This is a genomic window from Variovorax sp. YR750 (assembly GCF_900109805.1).
Classification (GTDB): domain Bacteria; phylum Pseudomonadota; class Gammaproteobacteria; order Burkholderiales; family Burkholderiaceae_C; genus Variovorax; species Variovorax gossypii.
The window spans coordinates 306,096-328,524 of the sequence record NZ_FOBJ01000001.1 but is presented as its reverse complement, the minus strand read 5'-3'; the positions used below and the strand labels follow the sequence as shown (position 1 = coordinate 328,524).

General features: G+C 69.1%; 20 protein-coding genes. 2 read left to right on the top strand and 18 right to left on the bottom strand.

The window, feature by feature from the left end; translation table 11 throughout:
- The first annotated feature begins 74 nt into the window (after nt 1-74).
- Nucleotides 75-1,055 (top strand): NADPH:quinone reductase, encoded by a 981-nt coding sequence (locus tag BMY35_RS01385; protein ID WP_093195202.1) that lies wholly within the window; start codon nt 75-77, stop codon nt 1,053-1,055.
- A 56-nt stretch (nt 1,056-1,111) separates the two neighbouring features.
- Here BMY35_RS01385 and BMY35_RS01380 read toward each other — a convergent pair whose 3' ends face one another.
- Nucleotides 1,112-1,867: a hypothetical protein gene (locus BMY35_RS01380; protein ID WP_093195201.1), complete on the bottom strand. Its 756-nt coding sequence runs from the start codon at nt 1,865-1,867 to the stop codon at nt 1,112-1,114.
- Between the two features lie 183 nt (nt 1,868-2,050).
- Complete coding sequence (locus BMY35_RS01375) at nt 2,051-3,388, bottom strand: aminotransferase-like domain-containing protein (protein WP_093195200.1); 1,338 nt, start codon at nt 3,386-3,388, stop codon at nt 2,051-2,053.
- A 105-nt stretch (nt 3,389-3,493) separates the two neighbouring features.
- Here BMY35_RS01375 and BMY35_RS01370 point away from each other — a divergent pair, with 105 nt between their 5' ends.
- Nucleotides 3,494-4,096, top strand: coding sequence for a DJ-1/PfpI family protein (locus BMY35_RS01370; protein ID WP_093195199.1), 603 nt, complete (start codon nt 3,494-3,496; stop codon nt 4,094-4,096).
- On the opposite strand, the gene BMY35_RS01365 is transcribed toward BMY35_RS01370, so the two are convergent.
- The 16 genes from BMY35_RS01365 to BMY35_RS01290 all read right to left on the bottom strand — a co-directional run bounded on the left by BMY35_RS01365 (nt 4,074) and on the right by BMY35_RS01290 (nt 22,426).
- Nucleotides 4,074-5,522 (bottom strand): mannose-1-phosphate guanylyltransferase/mannose-6-phosphate isomerase, encoded by a 1,449-nt coding sequence (locus BMY35_RS01365; RefSeq protein WP_093195198.1) that lies wholly within the window; start codon nt 5,520-5,522, stop codon nt 4,074-4,076. The genes BMY35_RS01370 and BMY35_RS01365 overlap by 23 nt on opposite strands.
- Before the next feature lie 44 nt (nt 5,523-5,566).
- On the bottom strand, nt 5,567-6,346 hold the full coding sequence (locus tag BMY35_RS01360; RefSeq protein WP_093195197.1) for a LuxR C-terminal-related transcriptional regulator: 780 nt from the start codon (nt 6,344-6,346) through the stop codon (nt 5,567-5,569).
- A complete protein-coding gene (gene galE, locus BMY35_RS01355) occupies nt 6,339-7,460 on the bottom strand; it encodes a UDP-glucose 4-epimerase GalE (protein ID WP_093195196.1) in 1,122 nt (373 codons plus the stop codon). Before galE ends, BMY35_RS01360 begins: the two co-directional genes overlap by 8 nt.
- Before the next feature lie 28 nt (nt 7,461-7,488).
- Nucleotides 7,489-8,736: a glycosyltransferase WbuB gene (locus BMY35_RS01350; protein WP_093195195.1), complete on the bottom strand. Its 1,248-nt coding sequence runs from the start codon at nt 8,734-8,736 to the stop codon at nt 7,489-7,491.
- Nucleotides 8,733-9,992 carry an MATE family efflux transporter gene (locus BMY35_RS01345; protein ID WP_093195194.1) on the bottom strand — a complete coding sequence of 420 codons (1,260 nt, stop codon included), beginning with the start codon at nt 9,990-9,992 and terminating at the stop codon, nt 8,733-8,735. The genes BMY35_RS01350 and BMY35_RS01345 overlap by 4 nt, the downstream gene beginning before the upstream one ends.
- 24 nt (nt 9,993-10,016) lie before the next feature.
- Nucleotides 10,017-10,949 (bottom strand): hypothetical protein, encoded by a 933-nt coding sequence (locus BMY35_RS01340; protein ID WP_093195193.1) that lies wholly within the window; start codon nt 10,947-10,949, stop codon nt 10,017-10,019.
- 52 nt (nt 10,950-11,001) lie between these two features.
- Entirely contained in the window at nt 11,002-11,952 is a 951-nt protein-coding gene (locus BMY35_RS01335; RefSeq protein WP_093195192.1) for a hypothetical protein, read from the bottom strand.
- Nucleotides 11,949-13,028, bottom strand: coding sequence for a glycosyltransferase (locus tag BMY35_RS01330; protein ID WP_093195191.1), 1,080 nt, complete (start codon nt 13,026-13,028; stop codon nt 11,949-11,951). The genes BMY35_RS01335 and BMY35_RS01330 overlap by 4 nt, the downstream gene beginning before the upstream one ends.
- A 25-nt stretch (nt 13,029-13,053) precedes the next feature.
- On the bottom strand, nt 13,054-14,376 hold the full coding sequence (locus tag BMY35_RS01325) for a hypothetical protein (protein WP_093195190.1): 1,323 nt from the start codon (nt 14,374-14,376) through the stop codon (nt 13,054-13,056).
- A 25-nt stretch (nt 14,377-14,401) separates the two neighbouring features.
- A complete protein-coding gene (locus BMY35_RS01320; RefSeq protein WP_093195189.1) occupies nt 14,402-15,397 on the bottom strand; it encodes a GDP-L-fucose synthase family protein in 996 nt (331 codons plus the stop codon).
- A gap of 71 nt (nt 15,398-15,468) precedes the next feature.
- A complete protein-coding gene (locus BMY35_RS01315) occupies nt 15,469-16,191 on the bottom strand; it encodes a sugar transferase (RefSeq protein WP_093195188.1) in 723 nt (240 codons plus the stop codon).
- Nucleotides 16,188-18,515 carry a polysaccharide biosynthesis tyrosine autokinase gene (locus tag BMY35_RS01310; RefSeq protein WP_093195187.1) on the bottom strand — a complete coding sequence of 776 codons (2,328 nt, stop codon included), beginning with the start codon at nt 18,513-18,515 and terminating at the stop codon, nt 16,188-16,190. Before BMY35_RS01310 ends, BMY35_RS01315 begins: the two co-directional genes overlap by 4 nt.
- 47 nt (nt 18,516-18,562) lie before the next feature.
- Nucleotides 18,563-19,774, bottom strand: a complete 1,212-nt coding sequence (locus BMY35_RS01305) for a polysaccharide biosynthesis/export family protein (RefSeq protein WP_093195186.1) — start codon at nt 19,772-19,774, stop codon at nt 18,563-18,565.
- 87 nt (nt 19,775-19,861) lie between these two features.
- Complete coding sequence (locus BMY35_RS01300; RefSeq protein ID WP_256227960.1) at nt 19,862-20,815, bottom strand: alpha/beta hydrolase family protein; 954 nt, start codon at nt 20,813-20,815, stop codon at nt 19,862-19,864.
- Nucleotides 20,808-21,632 carry a serine aminopeptidase domain-containing protein gene (locus BMY35_RS01295; RefSeq protein WP_093195185.1) on the bottom strand — a complete coding sequence of 275 codons (825 nt, stop codon included), beginning with the start codon at nt 21,630-21,632 and terminating at the stop codon, nt 20,808-20,810. The genes BMY35_RS01300 and BMY35_RS01295 overlap by 8 nt, the downstream gene beginning before the upstream one ends.
- A complete protein-coding gene (locus BMY35_RS01290; protein ID WP_093195591.1) occupies nt 21,629-22,426 on the bottom strand; it encodes a 4'-phosphopantetheinyl transferase family protein in 798 nt (265 codons plus the stop codon). Before BMY35_RS01290 ends, BMY35_RS01295 begins: the two co-directional genes overlap by 4 nt.
- Nucleotides 22,427-22,429: the final 3 nt, after the last annotated feature.

The following is a 22,429-nucleotide window of genomic DNA, read 5'->3' as shown; positions in this document are numbered from 1 at the left end:
ATCTCCCGCGCAGGCGTAGCCTCTGCATTTCTCGCCATCGATCCAAATCTCTCTCGGAAAAAAGCGAGGTCGGCATGCGTGCAGCCTGGTACTCGAAAAACGGGGATGCCCGGGACGTTCTTGTTGTCGGTGAATTGCCCGTGCCGACACCAGGGCCTGGGGAAGTCCGGGTAAAGGTCGCGGCCTCAGGCGTCAATCCATCCGATGTAAAGGCAAGAGGTGCCCGCCCGCTCGGAGCGGAACGCGTGGTACCGCACAGCGATGGTGCCGGCGTGATCGACGCAGTTGGCGACGGCGTGTCACCCGGGCGTTTGGGCGAACGCGTATGGATCTGGAACGGGCAGTGGCAGCGCCCGATGGGTACCGCTGCCGAATTCATCGTCCTGCCGGAGGTGCAGGCGGTGCGACTCCACGAGTCGATGGATTTCGCGGTGGCAGCGTGCTTCGGAATTCCGCTCATGACGGCCGTTCACGCCGTCCAGCGCCTCGGCGACATCGCAGGCAAATCGGTCCTCGTGATAGGAGCTTCATCGGCTGTCGGCCACTACGCCGCACAGCTCGCGGTCATCGGCGGCGCGCGCGTAATCGGGACAGTCGGTTCCGAAAGCAAGGCCCAACACGCGCTTGTTGCCGGTGTCGACGCGACGATCGACTACAAGACCGAGCCGGTAGCAGAGCGCGTCAAGCAACTTACGGCAGGCCGCGGAGTGGATGCCATCATCGACATGGACTTTTCAACCACGGTCCAGCTGCTTGCCGGCGGAGGGTTGGCCCCGCATGGCGCATTGGTTTCATATGGCTCGAACGTGTATGAGGACATTGCCGTTCCTTATCGCGCGCTACTGTGGAACTCGTTCAGCCTGCACTTCTTTCTCGTCTATGACCTTGCTCCGCAAGACCGGCGCATCGCCATCGACCGGATAAGTCGGATCACGGCCGGGAAAGTCCTGTCGCACACGATCGGAGCGAAGTTCGGGATCGACGAGATCGCGGCGGCGCACGAAGCGGTCGAAGCCGGAAAATTGATTGGCAACGTCATCGTGGAACCGGGCTGAGCGGAGATCGGCTCCGGAGCACTGGCGCCTTCTTTCAGTTGTTCACCGCAGGTCGGTCAAGGCGACCAACCGACACAGCCGATCAGGGCCCCGTGGTTCTGTCCTGCGCGGTTCAACTCGTAGACCTTGTGTTCGAAAGCATCGAAGTGTGAAACGAGGTCCGTCAGTGACTCGGGTTCCACCCGTTCGTGGACCTGGATCGCAAAGAGCATGGGGTTCCCGTCAAATCGACGAACGAACTCCTTCACGATGCTCACGACGGGTGGTTCGGTGCGTCTCAGGTCCAGACCCAGCCGAACATCCAGAGCACGGCCCCATGGGGGCGCGATGAAGGCCACCACCAGTTCGCCCGGCGCTGCGCGCACATGCTCGAGGCCGAGCGGGAAATCGATGCACTCGAGGCGCAAAGGCAGATTCAGGAGCGCGAGGTTCTTCGAACTGACGTCGTAGACCAGGGGGTCGTTCTCGAATGCGACCGCGCGTGCCCCCTCGAGCTTGCGCAGCAACCAGAAGATCGTATTGCCTGAGCCGGCAAAAGGGTCGACGACGAGTCGAGATGTCGAAGCGCACCGGTTCGCCAAGGCTGCGACATCGCTGGCAATGGCCTCGGCCAGGTCGTCACGCGTGCATTCGACTGCCGTGCGCCCGAGCATGCGAACTCCCATCGCATGAGCCTGCGGAGGGCGTAGCCCGTAAATGGAGACGTAGTCTTGATCCTGATAGCTGTCGATGCCGTACTGCTGGATCTCATCCAGTCCGAGCACTGCGTGCCGCTTGGCGCCAAAGAGCAGTAAGTCGCGGTCGTACGGCATGGCAACCTCCTCGCCGGGCGGCCACGTCACGGGCACGCCCACACCGATCGGCAATTCTGACGCACACGGGCGCGCCGCGACGGCTTTTATGTTGCGACTCGTTGCGCCGTGGTGCGGGCATGGGACGTGCCTCGCAGTGGAGCATCCTTTTCGAGGCCGGGATGGTCGCCCGCGCGGGCGCTTTCAGAACGCCTGCTCCCCAACCACCCGCCGCACCGTCCGCAGCGCACCGCGCAACCCATCCAGCCCCACGGACCCCAGCGCCAGCCGCAGCGCGTGCGGCACATGTTTCGACGTGGCGAATGGCTCGGCGGTGGATACCGAGACGCCTTCGCGCATGAGCGCCGTCGCAACGCGGTCGGCACGCGTTTCCTCGGGCAGAGGCAGCCAGGCGAAGTACGACGACGGATGCCGCACGCACTTCAGCCCCGCGAGCTCTTCGCCGACGATGATCTGCCGCGCCGCCGCATCCTGCCGCTTCTGCGACTCGAGGCGATCGACCGTGCCGTCTTCCAGCCACCCGCAGGCGATGGCCGTGGTCACGCCCGGCGTGCACCAGGTGGTGGCGCGTATCGCGCGTTCGAGCTTCGGCACGAAGGCTTCCGGCGCGGCGATGAAGCCCACGCGCAGGCCGGTCGCCACGCTCTTGGAAAGGCCGGAGACATACACCGTGGTTTCGGGGGCCAGCGTTGCCAGCGGCGGCGGCGGGTCTTCGGCCAGGAAGGCGTAGGCCGCGTCCTCGATGACGAGCAGGCCGTGCCTTCTTGCGATGGCCGCGAGGCGACGGCGGCGGCTCGCGCTCATCACCCAGCCCAGCGGGTTGTGCATCGTCGGCATGGCGTAGACGGCGCGCACGCGGCGCCGCGTGCACAGGCGCTCCAGCGCGTCGAGGTCGGGGCCCTGGCCCGAGGCCGGTAGGGGCGCCATTTCGAGCCGGTGCGCCTCGGCCAATACCTTGAAGCCGGGGTAGGTGAGGGCGTCGATCGCGACCACGTCGCCGGGCTGCAGCAGCGCCATCACCGTCACCGCGAGGCCGTGCTGCGCGCCGTCGACCAGCAGCACCCTCGACGGTTCCGCGGCCAGCCCTCGCGACTCGAGGAGGTGCCGGGCGAAGCAGGCGCGTTCGTGCATGCGCCCGCCATGCGGCGCGTAGCGCAGCATCGCCTCCAGCTCGCCGCCGGTGGCGAGCTGGCGCAGCGCGCCGCGCAGCAGTTCGGCCTGTCCGGGCAGGGCCGGGTAGTTGAAGTTCAGGTCGAGCATGTCGGCGGGCAGCGCTCGCTGGTCGGCTTCGGTGCCGCCGGGCATGGCGGTCTCGCGTACGAAGGTGCCGCGGCCGACTTCGCCGCTGACCAGGCCCATGGCCTCCAGCTCCGCGTAGACGCGCGAGGCCGTGACCAGGGCCAGCCCGTGGCGCTCGGCCAGCCGGCGGTGCGTCGGCAGGCGGGTGCCGGGCTTCAGCTGCCCGGTGCGGATCTGGGTGGCGAGTTCATCCACCAGTTGCTTGTATCGGGCTTCGGCCATCGTGCGTCGGATGTATCCATGACAATTTTTTGATTGTATTGATCGTCGTCACTACGATGGGTGCATCCCTCCCGCGTCCCTTTCGCATCCCCACGAACCGACACCATGCACATCGCCATCCTCACCTTCGACGGCTTCAACGAACTCGACTCGCTCATCGCGCTGGGCGTGCTCAACCGCATCAAGAAGCCTGACTGGCGCGTGAGCATCTGCTGCCCGACGCCGGAAGTCACGTCGATGAACGGCGTGACCATTCGCGCGCAGTCGCTGCTGGAAGAGGCGCGCTCCGCCGACGCGGTGGTCGTCGGCAGCGGAGTGAAGACGCGGGAGGTGGTCGCCAGCCCGGAGCTGATGGGGCGTCTGTCGCTCGACCCGGCACGGCAGCTGATCGCGGCGCAATGCTCCGGCACGCTGGTGCTGGCAAAGCTCGGCCTCGTCGAAGGCGTTCCGGCCTGCACCGACCTCACCACCAAGCCCTGGGTGCAGGAGGCCGGCGTCGAGGTGCTGAACCAGCCCTTCTTCGCGCGCGGCAACGTCGCCACGGCGGGCGGCTGCTTCGCCTCGCCGTACCTCGCCGGCTGGATCATCGCGCGCACCGAGGGCATCGAGGCCGCGGAGGCGGCGCTGCACTACGTGGCGCCGGTGGGCGAGAAGGAGGCCTACGTGGCCAACGCGCTGAAGAACATCAAGCCGTATCTGCCGCAATGACCTGTTGCTCGACCGGCGCGCATCGGCCGTAGGTGTCGTCGAAGCGCACGATGTCGTCCTCGCCCAGGTAGCCGCCGGTCTGCACCTCGATCACTTCGAGCACCGTCCGGCCGGGGTTCTCCAGGCGGTGGATGGCGCCCGAGGGCAGGTAGATCGATTCGTTCTCGTGCACCAGCGTGACCTCGCCGTTGCAGGTGGCGCGCGCCGTGCCTTTCACCACCACCCAGTGCTCGGCGCGGTGATGATGCATCTGCAGCGACAGCTTGGCGCCGGGTTTCACGGTCAGTCGCTTCACCTGGAAGCGCTCGCCGAGGTCGATGCTGTCGTAGGCGCCCCATGGCCGCACCACGCGGCGGTGCTCGGTGGCCTCGGCGCAGCCCTCCTGCGACAGCTTGCGCACCACGTCGGCCACCTGCTCGGCGCAACCCACGCCGGCCACCAGCACAGCGTCGGGCGTGTCCACGATGATGAGGTTCTCGGTGCCCAGCGCCACCACCGGCCGGTGCGGTGCGTGGATGAAGGTGTTGCGCGAATTCAGCGCGCTGGCCTTGCCGCTGAGCCGGTTGCCGGCGTCGTCCGCCGGGTGCAGGCTGGCCACCGCGTTCCAGCTGCCGACGTCGCTCCACATGCCCTCGAACTTCACGACCGCGATGTGCCGGTGCTTCTCGAGCACGGCGTAGTCGATGCTCTCGGCGCGGCATTCGGAGAAGGCCGCGCTTTCCAGCCGCATGAAGCTGCCGTCGCGCGTCGCGCCGGCGGTGGCCCGCTCGCAGGCCTGCAGGATTTCGGGGGCGTGCTCGCGCAGCGCGGCGATCAGCGTGCGAGCCTGCACGAGGAAGATGCCGGCGTTCCAGCTGTAGCCGCCCTGCAGGATCAGCATTTCGGCCACGGGCGCCGTCGGCTTTTCCACGAAGCGCGCTACCGCCTGGCTGTGCCCGTCCGGAAGCGGCGCCCCGGCCTCGATGTAGCCGTAGGCCGTGCTCGGAAAGCTCGGCGCCACGCCGAAGGTGACGATCTTTCCGGACAGCGCGGCCTCGATGCCGGAGCGCACCGTGCGGGCGAACAGCGGGGCATCGGGAATGTGATGGTCGGAAGGCGCGAACAGCAGCAGGTCGTCGGCTTCGGCCACCAGCGCGGCCGAAGCCATGGCGGCCGCCGTGTTGCGCGCCACCGGCTCCAGGATCTGCCGGCCCGTGGCGCAGGCGTTGTCCATGGTCTCCTTCACCAGGAAGCGGTGGTCTTCCGACGTGACGCAGGTGATCGCGGAGTTCAGCAGCGCCAGCCGTTCGAGCGTGAGGTGCAGCAGGCTCTTGCCGCCGACCAATGGCGCGAACTGCTTGGGCAGCGCCTTGCGCGACAGCGGCCACAGCCTGGTGCCGCTGCCGCCGCAAAGAACCACGGGATGGATGGGAAGGAGGGTGTTCATGATCGCCAGCGTCGGGTGTGTTGAAACCGGGTGGATCGGGGTGCTCAGATCAGCCCCGTATAGGCCGCGTAGCTCACGGCCTGCGCACGCGAATGCACGTGCAGCTTCTTGTAGATGTTCTTGATGTGCGCGTTGACGGTCTGCCCCGAGATGCCCAGCTTGTTGCCGATCTCTTCGGTGACATGGCCGCGCGCCACGAAGCGCAGGATCTCGCACTCGCGCGCCGTCAGCGTCGCCTCGCGCTGCAGCGGCTCCGCGGGCGGCAGCGCGCCGGGAGGCCGGTAGCTCAGCCTCGAAAGCAGCCTGCGCGCCAGCCGTGGCGTGATGGCCGCGCCACCGTTCACCACCTGCAGCACGGCCTGCGCAAAGCTCTGCAGCCATGCGTCCTTCAGCAGGTAACCGGTGGCCCCGAGTTCGAAGGCGCGCAGCACGTGCGATTCGTCTTCCAGCGCGGAGATCACGATGATCTCGCCGGCGCGATGGTGCTCGCGCGCTTCCTGGATCAGGTCGAAGCCGGTGCCGTCGCCCAGCCGCAGGTCGACCATCAGCACGTCGAACTCGTGCGTGGCCAGCAGCCGCCGGCCGTCGCGCAGGCTGCCGGCCTGGCCTTCGAGCTGTATGCGCAGGTCCGACAGCAGCTCCTGGGCGATCACGCGGCGCATGAACTCGTCGTCCTCGACGAGCAGCACGCGCACGGGCGAGTCTTCCTGCCCGGTCAGGAAGCCGGGCCACAGGGGCGCGGCGGGCGCGCAGACGCCCGGTGGTGGATATCCCGGTCGGCCGGTGCCCTGCTCGCCGGGCGGGGGAGAAGCGTTGTCAGGCATGGCTATGTCCCACGTTGGAGTTGATATTGGCGTCGGTGTCGGCACCGCTGTTGTCCTGGAAGCGCGGAAGATTCGCGGCGAAGGCCGGTGCCGGGTCGTCGAAGCCGTGCGGGTTGGCGGCTTGCCAGCGCCAGCTGTCGGCGCACATCTGGTCGAGGTCGCGGCGCGCGCGCCAGCCGAGGGCGAGGAATGCGCCGCGCGCATCGGCCCAGTAGGCGGGGGCATCGCCGGGTCGGCGCGGCCCGATGCGCAGCGCGATGCGGCGGCCGCTCGCGCGCTCGAAGGCCGACACCACGTCAAGCACCGAGGCGCCGTGTCCGGTGCCGAGGTTGGTCATCAGAACGCCCGGCCGGCACGCCGCATGACGCAGCGCCGCCACATGGCCCTCGGCCACGTCCATCACGTGCACGTAGTCGCGAACGCCCGTGCCGTCGGCGGTATCGTAGTCGGCTCCATGCACCACCAGGCAGTCGCGCTCGCCGGCCGCGACCTGCGCGACGTAGGGCATGAGGTTGTTGGGCGGACCGTGCGGCAGCTCGCCGAGCAGGCCGCTCTCGTGCGCGCCCACCGGGTTGAAGTAGCGCAGGCAGGCGATGCCCCAGCGCCCGTCGGAGCGCGAGAGGTCGGCCAGCACGCTCTCCACCATGGCCTTGGTGCGGCCGTAGGGATTGACCGCGTTGCAGGCCGCGGACTCCGGTATGGGCGAGGGATGCGAGTCGCCGTACACCGTGGCCGACGAGGAAAACACCAGCGTGCGCACCCCGGCGCGGCCCATGGCCTGCACCAGCGAGAGCGTGCCGGCCAGGTTGACGTCGTAGTAGCCCAGCGGATCGGCCACCGACTCGCCGACCGCCTTCAGCCCCGCCAGGTGCACCACCGCCCGCACCGGGTGCGCCGCGAACGCGCGGTCGAGCGCCGCCGCGTCGCGCACGTCGGCGCGCACGAGCACGGGCTCGATGCCGGTGATGCACGCCACCCGCTTCAGCGAGCGCGCGTCGCTGTTGACCAGCGTGTCGAGCACCACCGGCCGGTAGCCCGCCGCGATCAGCGCCACGCAGGTGTGGCTGCCGATGAAGCCGGCGCCGCCTGTGACGAGGATTCCGGGGGCTGGCATGGTGGCTTGTCCTCGCGACGGTTTCGCCTCACGCGGCGATGCTGCGCTGCAGTTCCTCTTCGAGGCGCTGCAGGATCACGTTGCGGTCCAGCTCGGCTTCGGCGAAGCGCCGGCCGATCGCGCCCATCAGCTCGCGCGTGGCGGGCGACATCGAGAGCTGTTCGATGGCATCGGCCAGCGCGGCGGGGTCGCCGGGCTCGACCACCACGCCGCGGCCCCACACGGCTTCGCTGAGCGCGGTGCCGGCGTGCGCGGTCACGATCACGGCGCGGCCGCTGGCGAGCATGCCGCCCAGCTTCGATGGCATGACCAGGTCGGCTGCGTCGGCGCGCTGCGGCAGCACGTGGATGTCGGCCATGCCCAGCAGCTCGTTGAGCCGCTCTGCCGGCTGCAGGTCGAGAAAGTGCGCATTGCCCAGCCGCACGCAGGCATCCATCAGCGAGGCGCGACTCGGGCCGTTGCCGCAGAACACGAAATGGATGTCGTGCGAGCACACCAGCAGCCGCGCCGCATCGGCCAGCAGCTCGATGCCCTGCTTGCTGCCCAGGCTGCCGGCATAGAGCACCACCACCGCCTCGGCCGGGATGCCCAGCTCGGCCCGATAGCCCTGCGCGAATGCGCCCGTGGCCAGCGCGGGGCGCTCGACGGGGCGGATGGCTTCCACGTCGACCCAGTTCGGGAACAGCACCAGCCTGGACTCGTCCACGCCTTTCTCCCTGGCCTTGGCGAGCATCGTGGACGAAATGGTCGAGACGCGGTCGAACTTGCGCATCAGCCAGCGCTCGGCCGCCAGCGCGAAGCGGCGCACCCGTTCGCCGCGCACCCAGCCCAGGCCGAAGGCAGCGTCCACCTCGTAGTCCTGGATGTGCAGCCACGAACTGGCGCGCAGCAGCTTCGCCAGGCACAGCGCGGCCGGCGCGCAGGAGACGGGCGGCTCCACCACGAACACCACGTCCGGCCGCCAGCGCAGCTGCGCCAGCAGCAGCGGAATGCTCGACAGCGTGAAGGACAGCAGGTGCCCGATCCGCCCCAGTGCGCGCGGCTTCCGCGGCACCCAGGTGGGCGCGCGCCAGACCTTGACGCCGTTCCAGTCGTCCTTGCGGTAGGCCCATGCCGAGTAGCCCTCGGACACGGCCCATTGCGGAAAGAAGGGCGGCGACGCGATCACCCGCACCTCGTGCCCGCGCGCCTGCAGCCATTCGGCCATCTCGCCCGAGTACTTGCCGATGCCGGCCAGCTCGGGCGCGAAGTTCATCGAATAGACGAGGATCTTCATGACGACCGTCCCCGCGCCAGCAGGCGCAAGATGGGGAAGAAGCCGAAGTGCAGGCGCATGCGCGTCTCGCACAGCACGAAGTCGGTCACGCAGGCAATGAAGAAGACGTAGTGCGGCTTGCCCGGAAAGAGCACCGCCACCGCGCCGTAGGACGCCAGCCGCAGCGCCACTTCGAGCAGCGCCCACCGGCCGAGCGAGCCCATCGAGGTCTTCAGCGACAGCACCATCTCGTGGTGGATCGTGTAGGTGCGCAGCAGGAAGTACGGCGCGATGCACAGGAAGATGGAGCGTGCCTCGTTGCCCAGCTTGAGCAGCGGCGCCGCGGCCGTGATGAGGGCCGCCAGCCCGACGAAGAGCGCGCAGCCCAGCAGGAAGGAGTGCTTCGCCAGGCGCAGCTTCGCCGCCGTGAAGTTGCCGGCCTCGGTCTCCAGCATGGCCGGCGTCTTCGTGAAGAGGAAGGACTGCACGAACTGCGACGGCGCCTCCGCCAGCAGGAAGGCGAGCTTGAAGGCGCCCACGTAGCTCAGCGGCATGAAGTACGCCACGATGAGCAGGTCCGACTTGCGCAGCAGGAACATGAGCAGCGAATACACCGTCGCGCTGGCCTGCGAGCCCAGTTGCAGCGCGGCACGGCCGATGGGCGGCGCGGCACCGTTGGCCGGCAGTCCCACCGCCAGGCACACCATCACGACGGCGATCAGGTTGATGAGCAGCAGGTGCGCCACGCCGAGATCGAAGCGCACCGCCACGCACAGGCTCACGCCCGCGACCAGGACGGTCGCTCGGATGCCGGCCTCCAGGTTGAGCAGCCCCGCGTGCCCGAGGCCGCGGCTGAAGGAAAGGCGCAGGCTGTTGAAGGCGAACACGGCCAGCGTCGCCACCAGGATGGCGAAGGGCGCGTCGCCCACGGGCATGCGCTGCACCGTGAGGATCACCGTCACCAGCACCGTGGCCAGCGGCAGGCCGATGGCCAGCGTGCGCACCACGTCGCCGCGCGTCACGCCCGGCGGCACCGTGGCCGCGTGGCGCGAGAAGAGCAGCGAACTGCCCAGCGTGCCGACCACCAGCGCCACCTCCATGACCGACTGGTAGATCGAGTACTCGCCGAAGCGCGCAGGCGGGATGCTCGCCGCCATCAGGAAGATGGCCAGGAAGCCCGACAGGTACACATAGAGCCGCGAGGCGAGCGCGCCCAGCCCGGACAGCCAGGCCATGCGCGCGCCGGGCGGCGTGAGTGGCAGGCTGAAGTGCTTCATGGCGCGGGCTCGCTTCTCGTTCGGCTATTTGCCGGCCGGCACGCGGTGCACGCGGCGCGTGTCGATCACCCGGCGCGCGAACGCACCGGCGCGGAAGGCGTTGTTCTTCGCGCGGCGCGCCATCTGCAGCGCGTAGGTGACGGCCGCCACGGTGAGCATGTGGCCGCGCAGCGCATAGGGCATGGCCATCTTGGCGCTGCCCTGGAAGTGCAGTGCCACCACGCGCGTCATGTCGCCGGTGGTGCTCGTCAGCCAGGCCTTGCCTTCGCGCCAGGCGATGCGCTTGGCGCCGCCCAGCACCTTGAACTCCCCGCGGTGCAGGTTGTGCATGCCGTTGATGTTGTGGTCGACGACCGTGCCGTCGAGCACCCGGTTGATCGGGTCGTCGTTGCCCGTGGCGTGTGCCCAGAGGTACAGCAGCGTCATGTCGGACACGCCGCCGCGCACGCCCCGCGCGGCGAAGCGCGCCGCGATCTCGCGCAGCTTCCTGCGGCCCGAGGGCGTGGAGTAGCTGTCGAGCACGTAGGCCACGAAGCGGCGCAGGCCGTTCGAGGTCCAGTAGCTCACGTGCGGCGAGATCTGGCAGGGGTTCCAGCCGTCGGCCGACTGCATGCGCGAGCCCGAGAAATCGGCCTTGCCCGCGAGGCGCCTGATGTGGGCCCCTGCGCCCTGGAAGAGCAGCACGTCGCTGTCGACCAGCACGAAATCTTGCACTTCCGGGTGGGATTCCAGAAACCGCGCTAGGAGAAAGTAGCGGCGGAAACAGATCTTCTCGAACTCCGGAGGATTGCTCGACAGGTGCACGTACGAGCGGCAGAAGCGCTCGTAGGCCGGGCCCGCGTCGGTGTCCGACAGCACGAAGAGCGACTCGCCGGCCAGCTCGGCCGACTCGCGGCACAGCGCGAGGGTCTTGTTCTGGCGGTCTTCGACGACGATGAAGGGCAAGGAAGATTTCATGGCGCTTGATGAAGGGTTGACGGGATGTGACAGCGATTCGTTGATGCGGACTTCAGGGCTTGCTGCGCGCCGTGACGCTCTTCATGAGCGCCACGTGCGCGGGAAGAAAACGGCCCGTGGCGTCGATGGGCATGTCCAGTGTGAACAGACCGTTCGCGGCGGCGGCTTCCGAGATCCAGTCGCGCAGCTGCGCGGCGGTGAAGCGCGCCGGCGATTCGCGGCCCCACGAGGCGCCGAGCGGCGTCAGCACGTGGAAGGTCAGCTCCGACGGCGGGCTGGTCAGGTGCGCGGGCGGCTGCATGTATTCGCCGGCCATCAGGTTCTGGCAGGGTGCCGACTTGGCGCTGAAGCGCTCCGCGCCTTCGCCCGCGTTGAAGGCCAGCAGCCGGCTGGCCGCCCCGGTGCGCGCCGCGCCGCAGAGCATTTCCCAGCCGGCGGGCGTGATGCCCCTGGTGTTGTAGGTGCCGTCGAACCACCAGCCGCTGGCGAGCACGCCGTAGCGTTCCGACCAGTCGCGGATCACGCTCGACCACGCGGCGATGAAGCGGGCGGGCGGCGGCTCCTGCTCCGACACGTCGCCCAGGCAATCCATCAGCGCGCGGTCGCCCTGCGGCGCGCGGAACGGCAGGTACAGGATCAGCGTGATGCCCCGGCTGCGCAGTGCCCGGCCGATCTCCAGCGGAAGATCGCGCGGCGGGCGGTTGGCGGCGCTGGACGGGCAGAGCACTTCGAGCGCGGCATTGGGCGCGATGTACTGGCCGTTGTTCTGCCCGAGCGTCAGGATCAGGTGCGAGGCGCGCATTTCCGCCAGCGAAGACGCGAAGGCCTCCACGTCGAAGCGCCTGATCTCGCCGATCGACTGCTTGTCGGGCAGGTAGTGCACCATCACGCCGAAGCCCGGCACCGGAAGGGCCGAGGGCTGCGCGTGGCCTGCCAGCGGCAGCGCCGCCAGCAATGGCAGCGCCGCGAGAAGGCGCACGGCGGAAAGCAGGCGCCCCGTCATGACATGGCCCCCGCGAGCGACAGCGCGCCGCGCTTGAGCATGAGATAGCGTCCCGCGACGTTGGCGGGCGCGCAGGTGGCGGCATGCACCCACGCCGGGCGCGTGTGCTCGTGGTGCGCGAGATACCGGGCGAACGGCTGCGGATCGCCGTCGTCGGCGCCCACGAAGAAGGCGTAGTCGGTGAAGAGCTCGCGATGCACCGGGATGTCCGACAGCAGCAGCGGCACGCCCAGCGTCGCCGCCTCGGCCGCCGAGAGATTGAAACCCTCGAAGGTGGACAGCGAGATGAACGCGGTCGCGCCCTGGTACAGCCGCAGCAGCTCGTCGCGCGACACCAGTCCCCGGTGCCGCACGCAGCAGCGCACCTCCGGCGCGAGCACGGACACCATACGTCCGACCGCGTCAGCGCCGTTGCCCGTGATGTCGAGGTAGTCGACCAGGCCGGCGGTCTTCATGCGCTCGAAGAGAGCGAGGATGCCGTCGAAGTTCTTGTGCGGGTAGTAGTGGTAGGCCGCGATGAGGTAGCGCTCGCCGGCTGCCGTGGCGGCCGGGGCCGCAGCGGGCCGGGGCGCATCGACCGGATTGAAGATCACCGTCGAGTGTCCGCAGCGGCCGAAGTGGCGCTCGAAGTCCCGCTGGCTGCTGCGGCTGATGAAGACCACGTCCGCGGCACTGCGCGCGGCGCGCCACAGGTTCCAGTCCAGGAACAGGCGCTTGCCGCGCCCGAAGTACTGGGGATAGGCCTTGTACTGCAGGTCGTGGACGACGACGATCGAGTCGCGGTGCCGGCCCAGCGGCGTGAGCGGCAGGTAGTAGTTGGGGAAGACCGAGAACAGCTGCTCGCCCGTGAGCAGCACGCGCAGGCGATGGAAGTTGTAGAGCAGCGTGTCGAGCACGAAGCGGCTGATCTTCAGGCGCTGCGCCAGCGCGAAGAGGCGCGGATGTCGCTCGCTCACCGGCTCGACCCGGTCCTCCGGCGACAGGCGCATGTGGCGCAGAAGCACCTCCGACACGTTGAGCACGCCGCCGGCCGCCTTGTTGAAGCGGATGGTGTCGTAGTAGAGGAACGTGGCCATGTTCTTTTCTTTCCTTGCGGGCCCTTCAGGCGCCCGGCAGGCCGTGCCGCAGGGTGCGCGCGGGCATGCGGCGCGCGCGGGAGCTGAGTGCGCCTGCGATGGCGGCGGCGATCAGGCCCGAGACCATGAAAGGCCCCCAGCCCAGGATCGGCCCGCGCATGAACGGCACATAAGCCGCCAGCAGCACCAGCGCCGCCAGGTAGGTGCTCGACACCGGGCGGTTCGGATCGACGGCGCGGTCGATCGCCCGGAACGCGGCCGAGATCGCGAAGCCGAAGAGCGCGGGCCCGGCCAGTCCGAAGTCGAAGTAGGCGGTAGTGAAGGGCGGCAGCGACAGGTTGCTCTGCGAGAAGTTGCCGAGGATGGCCGACCAGCCGAGCGGGTCGAAATCGGGAAACATCTTCAGGTCGCGCGGCAGGAAGAACGAGAACGCCGACAGCAGGTAGCGGCCCCAGCCGAGGTCCGGAATGGGCGCGCGCTCCAGGATGCCGGCCACCACGAACATGGCGTCGAAGTCCTGGCTGAAGGGAAAGGTCCGCAGCTCCTCGCCCCACATGCTGCCGCGCGAGATCAGGTTCAGCATCGGCCCAAGGCCCGCGATGGCGCCGAAGATCGTGCCCGCGAGCAGCCAGCGCCGGCCGCGCCCCAGTGCATGGATGAGCAGCGGCAGCAGTCCGATCAGCAAAACCTGCCGCGCCGTGTTCACCGGGTTGGCTGCCGCCAGCGCCAGCGCGAAAGCCATGCCCGCCGCGCACCAGGACCACAGCGTCCTGCGGCGCATCGCATGGATGGCCAGCGCCACGAAGCACAGCAGAACCACCAGCTTGGGCAGCGTGGAATAGAAGATGAAGTCGATCGGCACGTTGTCCTCGCCGCCCACGCCCACGATGCCGCGCGCCACGAAGTTGAGCTCGGGCTTGATGAACAGCGAGGCGAAGGCCGCGAGCGAGCAACTCAGCAGCAGGAGCAGCGGGTGGGCCACGCCGACCAGCTGCCTGTCGTGGCGCCCCGGTTGGTGAACGGGCCCGTCGGGAACGCCCAGCCGCGCCGCCTCCACGCCCGCCATGTACAGCACCAGCAGCGTCAGCGCCAGCGTGTGCGACTCCGTGCGCATGACGCCCGCGTCCCAGAACTCCAGGTCGTGCGAGATCTGCATCGCCGGCGCGATCGAGAAGTAGGTGAGGATCGCCGTGTAGTGGATCAGCAGGAACACGCTGCCGCCGGAGCCGCCCAGCATCGCCAGCTGGACCAGCGACAGCACCGCCACCGCCGCGTAGCCCCAGGCCGGATCGACCAGGCCGCAGAGCATGGCGCAGACGATGCCGGACCAGAAGGAGAGGGGGCGCATGGCGGGTCTGCCGTGAGTGGCTGTTTCAGGCGTGGGCGTGTGCCTGGACCGGCTCGGTTTCCTCTACCGGGCGGATCGCCTCCTGGTAGTCGGCGTAGGTGCGGCGCAGCCCTTCGGCCAGCGGCACAGTCGCATGCCAGCCGAGGCTGTTGGCGCGCGAGACGTCCAGCAGCTTCCGGGGAGCACCGTCGGGCTGGGCGAGGTCGTAGCGGATGGTGCCGGTGTAGCCCACCACGTCGCGGATCAGCTCGGTGAGCTCGGCGATGGACACGTCCTCGCCGGTGCCGAGGTTGATGTGGCCGCGCATCGCATCGGTCTGGCGGTCGTACTCGGCGCGCGACAGGTTCATTACCGCGAGGCAGCCTTCGACCATGTCGTCGACATACAGGAACTCGCGCCGCGCGCGGCCGCTGCCCCAGATCAGCACGCTCGGGGAATTGCTGATCTTGGCCAGGTGGAAGCGCTGGATCAGCGCTGGCACCACATGGCTGTTCTCGATGTGATAGTTGTCGCCCGGGCCGTACAGGTTGGTCGGCATCACGCTGCGGTAGTCGATGCCGTGCGTGGCGCCGTACTGGCGGTTGTAGCTCTCGCACAGCTTGAGCCCGGCGATCTTGGCGATGGCATAGGGCTCGTTGGTGGGCTCTAGCTTGCCGTTGAGAAGGTATTCCTCGCGGATCGGCTGCTCGGCCATGCGCGGGTAGATGCAGCTGGAACCGAGGAACAGCAACCGCTTCACGCCCGAGACGAAGGCCTGGTGCGTCACGTTGGTGGCGATGGCCAGGTTCTCGTAGATGAACTGCGCCGGATAGGTCATGTTGGCGTGGATGCCGCCGACCCTGGCCGCCGCCAGGTAGACCTGGTCGATCTGCTCCGTCGCGAAGAAGCGGGCCACGGCCGCCTGGTCGAGAAGATCGAGTTCGGCATGGGTTCGCGTCACCACGTCGTGACCCAGTTCGCGCAGGCGCCGTGCCGTCGCCTGACCCACCATGCCGCGATGACCTGCAACAAAGATTCGCATATGAGCTTTCGGTGAAGTGGTTGATGTGGTTGAGTCGTCGGAAAAGAGGGGAGCAGGTATCGGGGCCCCGGCTAGCGCGACCCGCGCGCCCCGGTCACCACCCCGAAGGTCTTCAGCAGGATCACGAAGTCCCGCCACAGCGACAGGTGGGCCACGTACTCCGCGTCCATCGCGGCGCGGCGGCGGTAGCTGATCTCGTTGCGGCCGCTGATCTGCCACAAGCCGGTGATGCCCGGGCGCACGGCGCAGTAGTGGCCCCAGTAGTCGCCGTACAGCTCCTTCTGCGCGAACATGCAGGGGCGCGGGCCGACCATGCTCATGTCGCCCTTGAGCACGTTCCAGAACTGCGGGAACTCGTCGATGCTGTACTTGCGCAGGAAGGCGCCGAAGCGGGTGATGCGCGGGTCGTGCTCCAGCTTCTGGTAGACGGCCCACTCGCGCCGCGCGGCCTCGTTCTGGCGCAGGTGGCGCGCCAGCACGGCGTCGGCATCGGCCACCATCGAGCGGAACTTGTAGAACTTGAAGACGCGGCCGTTGCGGCCGTAGCGCGGCTGCATGTAGATGGCCGGGCCGCCCGAGGTGTAGAGCACGCCCAGCCAGATCAGCAGGTAGGCCCAACCGAAGAAGACGAAGAACGAGCCGGCCATCAGGATGTCGGCCGCGCGCTTGGCGCGGCGCAGCCAGGGCGCGCCGCCCATCGGCATGTACGGGGCCGTGTTGGCGGCGGCGCCGATGCCCGAGTTGCCGGGGCCCCGCCCCGTTCCCGTGGAAGAGGTGGATCGCAGCGTGTTCATGATTCGGCGTGCTCCGGCAGGATTCGCTTGGGCATGACGGTGTCGGCCGTGTCCAGCGCGAATGGAGGATCGCGGCGCGCCACCGGGGCGTAGCCGTAGTAGCCGTAGCCGTAGCTGCGGTTGCGCCGGCGGGAGGTGTCGACCGCGTTGAACACCACGCCGTGGAAGGCCGCGCCCACGTGGGCCAGGCGCTTGGTGCTTTCCAGCAGCTCGCCCATCTCGCTGTTGTCGGCACGGGCCACCAGCAGCAGGGTGCCCATGCTCGGCGCCATCGCGGCGGTCTCGGAGGCCAGCAGCGTGGGAGGCGCGTCGACCACCACCACGTCGTAGCGCGTCGACAGCGTCGACAGCGCATGCGCGAAGGCGTCGTTGGTCATCAGGCCGGCCGGGTCCGGGTGCAGGGTGCCCGCGGACATCACGTCCAGGTAGGGCAGCACGTGGTGGTGGATGGCCTGCTCCAGCGGCACGCCGCCGGCGATGGCGTCGGACAGCCCGTCCTTGCGCTGCAGCCCGAACTCCTCGCTCAGGCTGCCGCGGCGCAGGTCGGCGTCGATCAGCAGCACGCGCTTGCCCGATGCCGCCAGCAGCGTCGCGAAGTTCGACGACACGAAGGTCTTGCCAGCGCCGGCCGTGGCGCTGGAGATCAGCACGCGATTGTTGGGCGCGCCCATCATCACGAACTTCAGCGCGGTGCGCAGCCGCCGCAGGCCCTCGAGCGCCGGGTCTTCCACGTGCAGCGCCGCCAGCACCTTGATGCCGGGCTTGCCGTCGCGCACGGCGCGGTCGAGCACGCGCTGCTGCGTGCTCAGCGGAATGGTGGTGTACACGTTCAGCCCGATGACGGCCTCGATGGATTCGGGGTTGCCGATGGAGCGCTTCAGGTTCTTGCGCGCCATCGCCGCCGCGCCGCCGGCGAACAGGCCGCCGGCCAGCGCCAGCGCGACCACGATCAGCGCCTTTGGCCGTACCGGCTTCTCGGCCACCAGCGCCTGGTCGAGCACGCGCACGTTGGCCACCTTGCCTTCCTTGGCCAGCCGCATCTGCAGCGAGCTGTTCAGCAGCGTCGCGTAGAGCTCGGTGTTGACCTTGATGTCGCGCTGCATGCGCAGGGCGTTCTGCTGCAGCATCGGCATGCGGCGGATGCGGCCGTCGACCGTGCCCAGCTCCCTCTTGAGCGAGGCGATCTGCGCGTCCAGCGTCTTCACCATCGGGTGCTCGGAGGTGAAGCGGCCCACCAGGTCCAGCCGCTTCTGCTTCGCGTCGAACAGCTTGGCCTGCAGGTCCACGTTCTGCGACAGCGCATTGCGGGCCTCGTCGTCCAGGTTGACGGTGCCGTTCTGGTTGCGGTACTGGTTGTAGGCGTCCTCGGACTGCTCCAGCTGCTGCTTGAACTTCGGCAGCTCGGTGCCCAGGAAGGCCAGGCCGCGCTCGGCCTGCACCGTCTTCTGGTCGATGTTCTGCCGCACGTACAGGCCCGCGATCTCGTTGAGCACGGCCGCGAGCTGGTTGCGGTTGCCCGACTGGAGGCTGACGTCCATCACGCCCGACTGCTTGCCTCTCTCGACCACGCGCAGGTCCTTCTGCAGGCCCAGCAGCGTGAGCTGCTTCGAATGGCGCACCAGCTCGAAGGCGCCGCCGGGGCGGGCGTCGATCGAGCCCACCAGCAGGTGCAGCGAGCCGCCGGGCACGGTGGCGTCCAGCGGCACGCCGACCTTGCCGTGCAGCGGGGACTCGATGGCCGGGTTGGTCAGCGCGTAGTTGCCGTCGGCGCCGGCGACCAGCGTGAACTTCTTGCCCTCGAGCGCCTGGGGCACGTCCATCCGTGCGACGGCGATGCTCTCGGTGCCCGAGACGTAGTTGCCGTAGCCGAAGATGCCGGGAGAGGAAAGCTGGCTCGAATGCCGCGAGAGGAACTCGCCCACCACTGGGATGTAGCGCGGCTTCGCGTCGATGTAGAGCAGGGTGTTCTCCATCGCCTGGCCCAGCACCATGCGCGAGCGCAGGATCTCTGTCTCGCCGGCGGTCGGCGTCTTCACGTTGATGCCGCCGCCTCCGTTAGCGTCGCCGGGAAAGTTGCCGCCCGAGCGGTCCGGGTCCTCGACCTGGATCAGGATGTTGGCCTCGTACACGCGGGTGCCGAACAGCGCATAGCCCACGCCGGCCAGCAGCGCCAGCGCGGCGATGCCGGCAATCAGCCAGCGGCTGTCGATCAGGATGTCGAGGTACTCGTGGAACCGGGATTCCCGGGTCCAGGCGGTGGTTTCGAGCACCGTCACGGGAGCCGCCGCGGGGGCGGGAAGCGTAGGTTGCCAGCGCGCGTTCATGTGTGTCACCTTTTGCTGTTGCTTTCCTGGTCCGGATACGCGGGCGCCTAGCGGCGGGCGGTGTCGCGGGCGAGGTTGACGACCTGGGCGGCCGGCAGGATCAGGCTGAACACGCGGCTCCAGCTCACCAGCGGCACGCGGTCCACGTAGACCACGTCGCGCGGCTGCAGCTCGAAGCGGTCGGCCAGCGCGAGCGCCACCGGGTTCTTCGCGTTGAGGGCGAAGACCTGCTGCACGTCGAGGTTGTCGGGCGCGTTGCGCACCACGTAGATCTGGCCGGGGTCGGAGGTCGCCAGGTCGGGGCCGCCCGCGTCGCCCAGCGCCTCGTTCAGGCTCAGCCGGCCGTTGTTGCGCATCTGCAGCGCGGAAGGTGCCCGCACTTCGCCCATCACGTAGACCCGGCTGTCCTCGCGGGTGCCGACGTTCACCACGTCGCCGTTGCGCAGCGGGATGCCGTTGCCGTCCACGCCCAGCGACTGCAGCATCGGCAGGTTGATCTCCGTGGAGACGCCGCCGCGCGTCAGCGTGATGCGCGCGCGGTCACCGGCCTGGGTGAAGCTGCCGGCGCGGCTGATGGCCTCCGACAGCGTCATCGGCACGTCGGTGAAGATCTGCAGGCCCGGCGTGCGCACCTCGCCCTGCACGTAGGCACGCTGGCTGCGGAACGACTGGATGCGCACCGTCACCTGCGGGTCCTTGATGAAGGCCTTGATGCGCCGCGCGATCAGCTCCGAGGCGCCGCTCTCGGTCAGGCCCTGCACCTTGGTGCGCCCGATGTAGGGAAAGAAGATCTCGCCCTTGGCGTCGACGATGAAGCCGGGCGCCACCGTCACGCCGGTCGGATCGGACTGCTGCGCGATCACCGCGCCGGCATTCGGCAGCAGCTCCGGATGGTCGTACACGATGATGCCGACCACGTCCCCCGGCCCGATGGTGTAGACCGGCGCCGTCGCGAAGAGGCGCTTGATGTTCTCCGGCGGGCCCTTGGGCTTCTGCGCGAGCTGCGTGCGGATCAGGTCGGGCGTGATCGGGATGATCTTTCCGCTGTCCGCCGAGGCCGTGCTGTCGCCGTTGGTCTTGCCGTAGCCGAGCGGTCCCACCGAGCCGAAACCCGGCGCGCAGCCCGACAGCGCCACCAGCCCGAGCGACAGCAGCAGGGCCAGGCCGAGCCATCGCAGGCGGGACTCGGCCTCCGTCCGGGACAGGACTGCGAGAGTGCGCGTTCCGCGTGATTGCGTCGCTGGATCGTGGCGTTGCATGGTGGGCTCCTTGACGGTTGGTCGTTGGCTGGTGATGGGCTGGTTGTTGGCTTGTCGACAGTGGTTGCAATGGGTGAAGGCCTCGCCTCAGGGCGCGGCCCAGGTGGTGGGCATGGACTGCTCCGCGCCGGACGGCGCCCGGCTGCCCTGGCTGCGCCGTTCCGTGCTGGCGCCGAAACAGCGCTCGGTGACCCAGTCGCCCACCGAGCGCAGGAACAGCTGCTGTCCCTTCTCGGTGCAGACGGTGTGGTCGACCTCGCCGATGAACTCGTACTGAACTCCCTGCGCGAAGGGCTTGCGGGCGAAGGCGCCGAGCTGGTCACGGCCGCGGTCGCAGACATGCAGCGAGCCCGAATACAGCAGCTGCACCGCCACGTTGCGTTCGACGAGCCGCTCCAGCGCCGCGCCGAACCAGATCGCGTTCGCCTCGGGTGCGCGCCTTTCGGCGAAGAAGCCCGGCAGCGGCACCGTCGAGTGGCTGCGCAGGAAGCGGCGCTGCAGCCAGCGCCGGGCCTTGCCCGGAAACGAGGGATGCGCGGGCGCGGCCATCGCGCGGCGCAGGTTGCGCTCCAGGCGCGCGCGCAGCTCTGGGAAGGCGAAGCCGTCGAACAGAGACACCGCCACCACGCGCTTGTCGGCCAGGGCCGCCGACATCGCGTGCTGCACGCCCGAGCACATGCCTACGATCACGAACTGGCGTGCGCCCAGCATGCGCTCTGCGGCGTCCATGGCCGCCTTCAGGCTGTGCACGGCGCGGATCTGCAGGTCGGGCGACGTGTCCAGCGCGTCGCTGTCGCCGATGCCGCCGAGATCGAAGCGCAGGCTGCCCACGCCGCGTTCGGCCAGCAGGTGCGCCAGCTTCACGTTGATGCGGCGCGGCCCCACGCGGTGGTTGGCGCCCATGTTGAACATCAGGCAGGCAACGCCGCCCGGCGCCGGCCGCGCGGGCGCCGTGAGCATGCCCATCAGCGCATCGCCCGGGCCGAACAGCAGCGGCGTCTGCTTCGCGGCCGCCTTCACGTCGTATTTCGCGTCATTCATGAAGCGCCCCCTGGAGGCGGTTGAGCGCGTCGGCTGGGACCATTGCGCTGTTGGGATAGGGGTCGGAGGTCCAGTCGAGCTGGTGGCTGAAGTACGCGAGGCGCACCGGCATGTGGCGCGACTGCTGGTCGGCGGCCCACTGGGCGGTGCGCTCGTCGTCGGGACCGGCCAGCACCAGCGTGTCGTGCAGCGCAGTGAGCGGCAGCGACTCGGGCACCAGCGCCGCCAGCTGCGCGCGCAGCGCGGGCGAGAGCAGGGTGCCCAGGGCTTCATGGGGGATGGCCTCGGGCTCCTGCACGAGGTCGCGGCGCCAGGCCAGGTCGGGGATGCAGAAGGTGGTGTCGATCGCCGCCACGTGCTGCTCGCGCAGCAGCCGCGCATAGCGGCGCCCGTCGATCACCGGCTCCCACAGCACCAGCCGCACCGGATCGCAGCGGCCGCCGCGCGCGGCCAGCACGGCCACGGTGGCGCCGAGCCGCGCGCCGATCCACACGATGGAGGCTGCGGGCACACGCCGCCGCAGCTCCTCGTGCGCCGAACACAGGTCGCGGCGCCAGCCGTCGAGTTCGCCCTCGACCTCCTCGCCGGGCGAATCGCCCGAGCCGTAGAAGTCGAAGCGCAGCGTGGCGATGCCCGAGCGCGAGAGCCGTTCGGCCAGCACCTTGAAGAAGCGGTGCGTGCGCAGCCCTTCCTGGCCGAAGGGCGGGCACAGCAGCACGGCGGTGTCGTTCCCGCCGCGGTCTTCCTCGGCCGGATGGAACACGCCGAAGACCTGCCGCGAGGCCGGCCCGAACATGATCGGCTCGAAGCGGGTCATGGGGCGATCTCCATGCTGCGCGCCGGGGCGCCCGCTTTAGGCGGGAGAGACTGGCCGTTCGCATACCCGCCCGTATCGCCCGCGTCGCCCGAACCGGCCGCGCCGAGCCGGTTCGCCCGCGCCTCCGTCTGGCGCCACTCGGCGATCGCGCCCACGCAGTCCAGCCGCGCGGGCGCGGGCCCGAGCACCAGCCACAGGATGCGGCCGGCCACCGAGAGTTCGACGCTGCGGCAGTCGGCTTCCAGCCCCACCTCGAAGCTCTGCGACGACACCAGCAGCCCCACGCCGATGGCCTTCAGGCAGGCCTCCTTGCGGGTCCAGCAGGTCAGGAAGGCGCGGTCGCGCTCCTGCGCGGGCAGGGCGGCCAGCGCTTCCTGCTCGCGCCGCGTGAAATGCTCGGCCGCGAGGATCGCCGCGTCCGGCACCGGGCGCAGCAGCTCGATGTCGGCACCCAGCGGGCCGCGTCCGCCGATGGCGATCAACGCCAGTCCCTGGCTGTGGCTCAGCGAGAACTGCGTACGCGCATGGCCCGTGAGCGACGGCTTGCCGAAGGAGCCCTTGGACAGGTGCAGCTCGGCGTGATGCAGGCCGGTGTACTCGCTCAGGGCCTGCCGCAGCGCGACATGCGAGGCCACGTAGCGCTGCCGGTCCAGCTCGAAGCGGAAGCCGTCGGCGCGGGCGCGTTCCTCCTCCGAGAGAAGGTCTTCGGACGGGAGGTCGGTGAAGCTGTCCAGGTCGACGTACCGGCAGACCGGTGCGTCGATGGAAAGCGCGTAGAGGGAGCTGGCGGTCATGCT

What these genes read in the sequence shown, in the direction of transcription:
- BMY35_RS01295 (WP_093195185.1), bottom strand. Translation starts at nt 21,632, where the DNA reads ATGACCCGCTTCGAGCCGATCATGTTCGGGCCGGCCTCGCGGCAGGTC.
- BMY35_RS01380 (WP_093195201.1), bottom strand. Translation starts at nt 1,867, where the DNA reads ATGCCGTACGACCGCGACTTACTGCTCTTTGGCGCCAAGCGGCACGCA.
- BMY35_RS01350 (WP_093195195.1), bottom strand. Translation starts at nt 8,736, where the DNA reads ATGAAGATCCTCGTCTATTCGATGAACTTCGCGCCCGAGCTGGCCGGC.
- BMY35_RS01310 (WP_093195187.1), bottom strand. Translation starts at nt 18,515, where the DNA reads ATGAACGCGCGCTGGCAACCTACGCTTCCCGCCCCCGCGGCGGCTCCC.
- BMY35_RS01370 (WP_093195199.1), top strand. Translation starts at nt 3,494, where the DNA reads ATGCACATCGCCATCCTCACCTTCGACGGCTTCAACGAACTCGACTCG.
- BMY35_RS01315 (WP_093195188.1), bottom strand. Translation starts at nt 16,191, where the DNA reads ATGAACACGCTGCGATCCACCTCTTCCACGGGAACGGGGCGGGGCCCC.
- BMY35_RS01325 (WP_093195190.1), bottom strand. Translation starts at nt 14,376, where the DNA reads ATGCGCCCCCTCTCCTTCTGGTCCGGCATCGTCTGCGCCATGCTCTGC.
- BMY35_RS01385 (WP_093195202.1), top strand. Translation starts at nt 75, where the DNA reads ATGCGTGCAGCCTGGTACTCGAAAAACGGGGATGCCCGGGACGTTCTT.
- BMY35_RS01360 (WP_093195197.1), bottom strand. Translation starts at nt 6,346, where the DNA reads ATGCCTGACAACGCTTCTCCCCCGCCCGGCGAGCAGGGCACCGGCCGA.
- galE (WP_093195196.1), bottom strand. Translation starts at nt 7,460, where the DNA reads ATGCCAGCCCCCGGAATCCTCGTCACAGGCGGCGCCGGCTTCATCGGC.
- BMY35_RS01330 (WP_093195191.1), bottom strand. Translation starts at nt 13,028, where the DNA reads ATGGCCACGTTCCTCTACTACGACACCATCCGCTTCAACAAGGCGGCC.
- BMY35_RS01335 (WP_093195192.1), bottom strand. Translation starts at nt 11,952, where the DNA reads ATGACGGGGCGCCTGCTTTCCGCCGTGCGCCTTCTCGCGGCGCTGCCA.
- BMY35_RS01305 (WP_093195186.1), bottom strand. Translation starts at nt 19,774, where the DNA reads ATGCAACGCCACGATCCAGCGACGCAATCACGCGGAACGCGCACTCTC.
- BMY35_RS01290 (WP_093195591.1), bottom strand. Translation starts at nt 22,426, where the DNA reads ATGACCGCCAGCTCCCTCTACGCGCTTTCCATCGACGCACCGGTCTGC.
- BMY35_RS01340 (WP_093195193.1), bottom strand. Translation starts at nt 10,949, where the DNA reads ATGAAATCTTCCTTGCCCTTCATCGTCGTCGAAGACCGCCAGAACAAG.
- BMY35_RS01320 (WP_093195189.1), bottom strand. Translation starts at nt 15,397, where the DNA reads ATGCGAATCTTTGTTGCAGGTCATCGCGGCATGGTGGGTCAGGCGACG.
- BMY35_RS01300 (WP_256227960.1), bottom strand. Translation starts at nt 20,815, where the DNA reads ATGAATGACGCGAAATACGACGTGAAGGCGGCCGCGAAGCAGACGCCG.
- BMY35_RS01375 (WP_093195200.1), bottom strand. Translation starts at nt 3,388, where the DNA reads ATGGCCGAAGCCCGATACAAGCAACTGGTGGATGAACTCGCCACCCAG.
- BMY35_RS01345 (WP_093195194.1), bottom strand. Translation starts at nt 9,992, where the DNA reads ATGAAGCACTTCAGCCTGCCACTCACGCCGCCCGGCGCGCGCATGGCC.
- BMY35_RS01365 (WP_093195198.1), bottom strand. Translation starts at nt 5,522, where the DNA reads ATGAACACCCTCCTTCCCATCCATCCCGTGGTTCTTTGCGGCGGCAGC.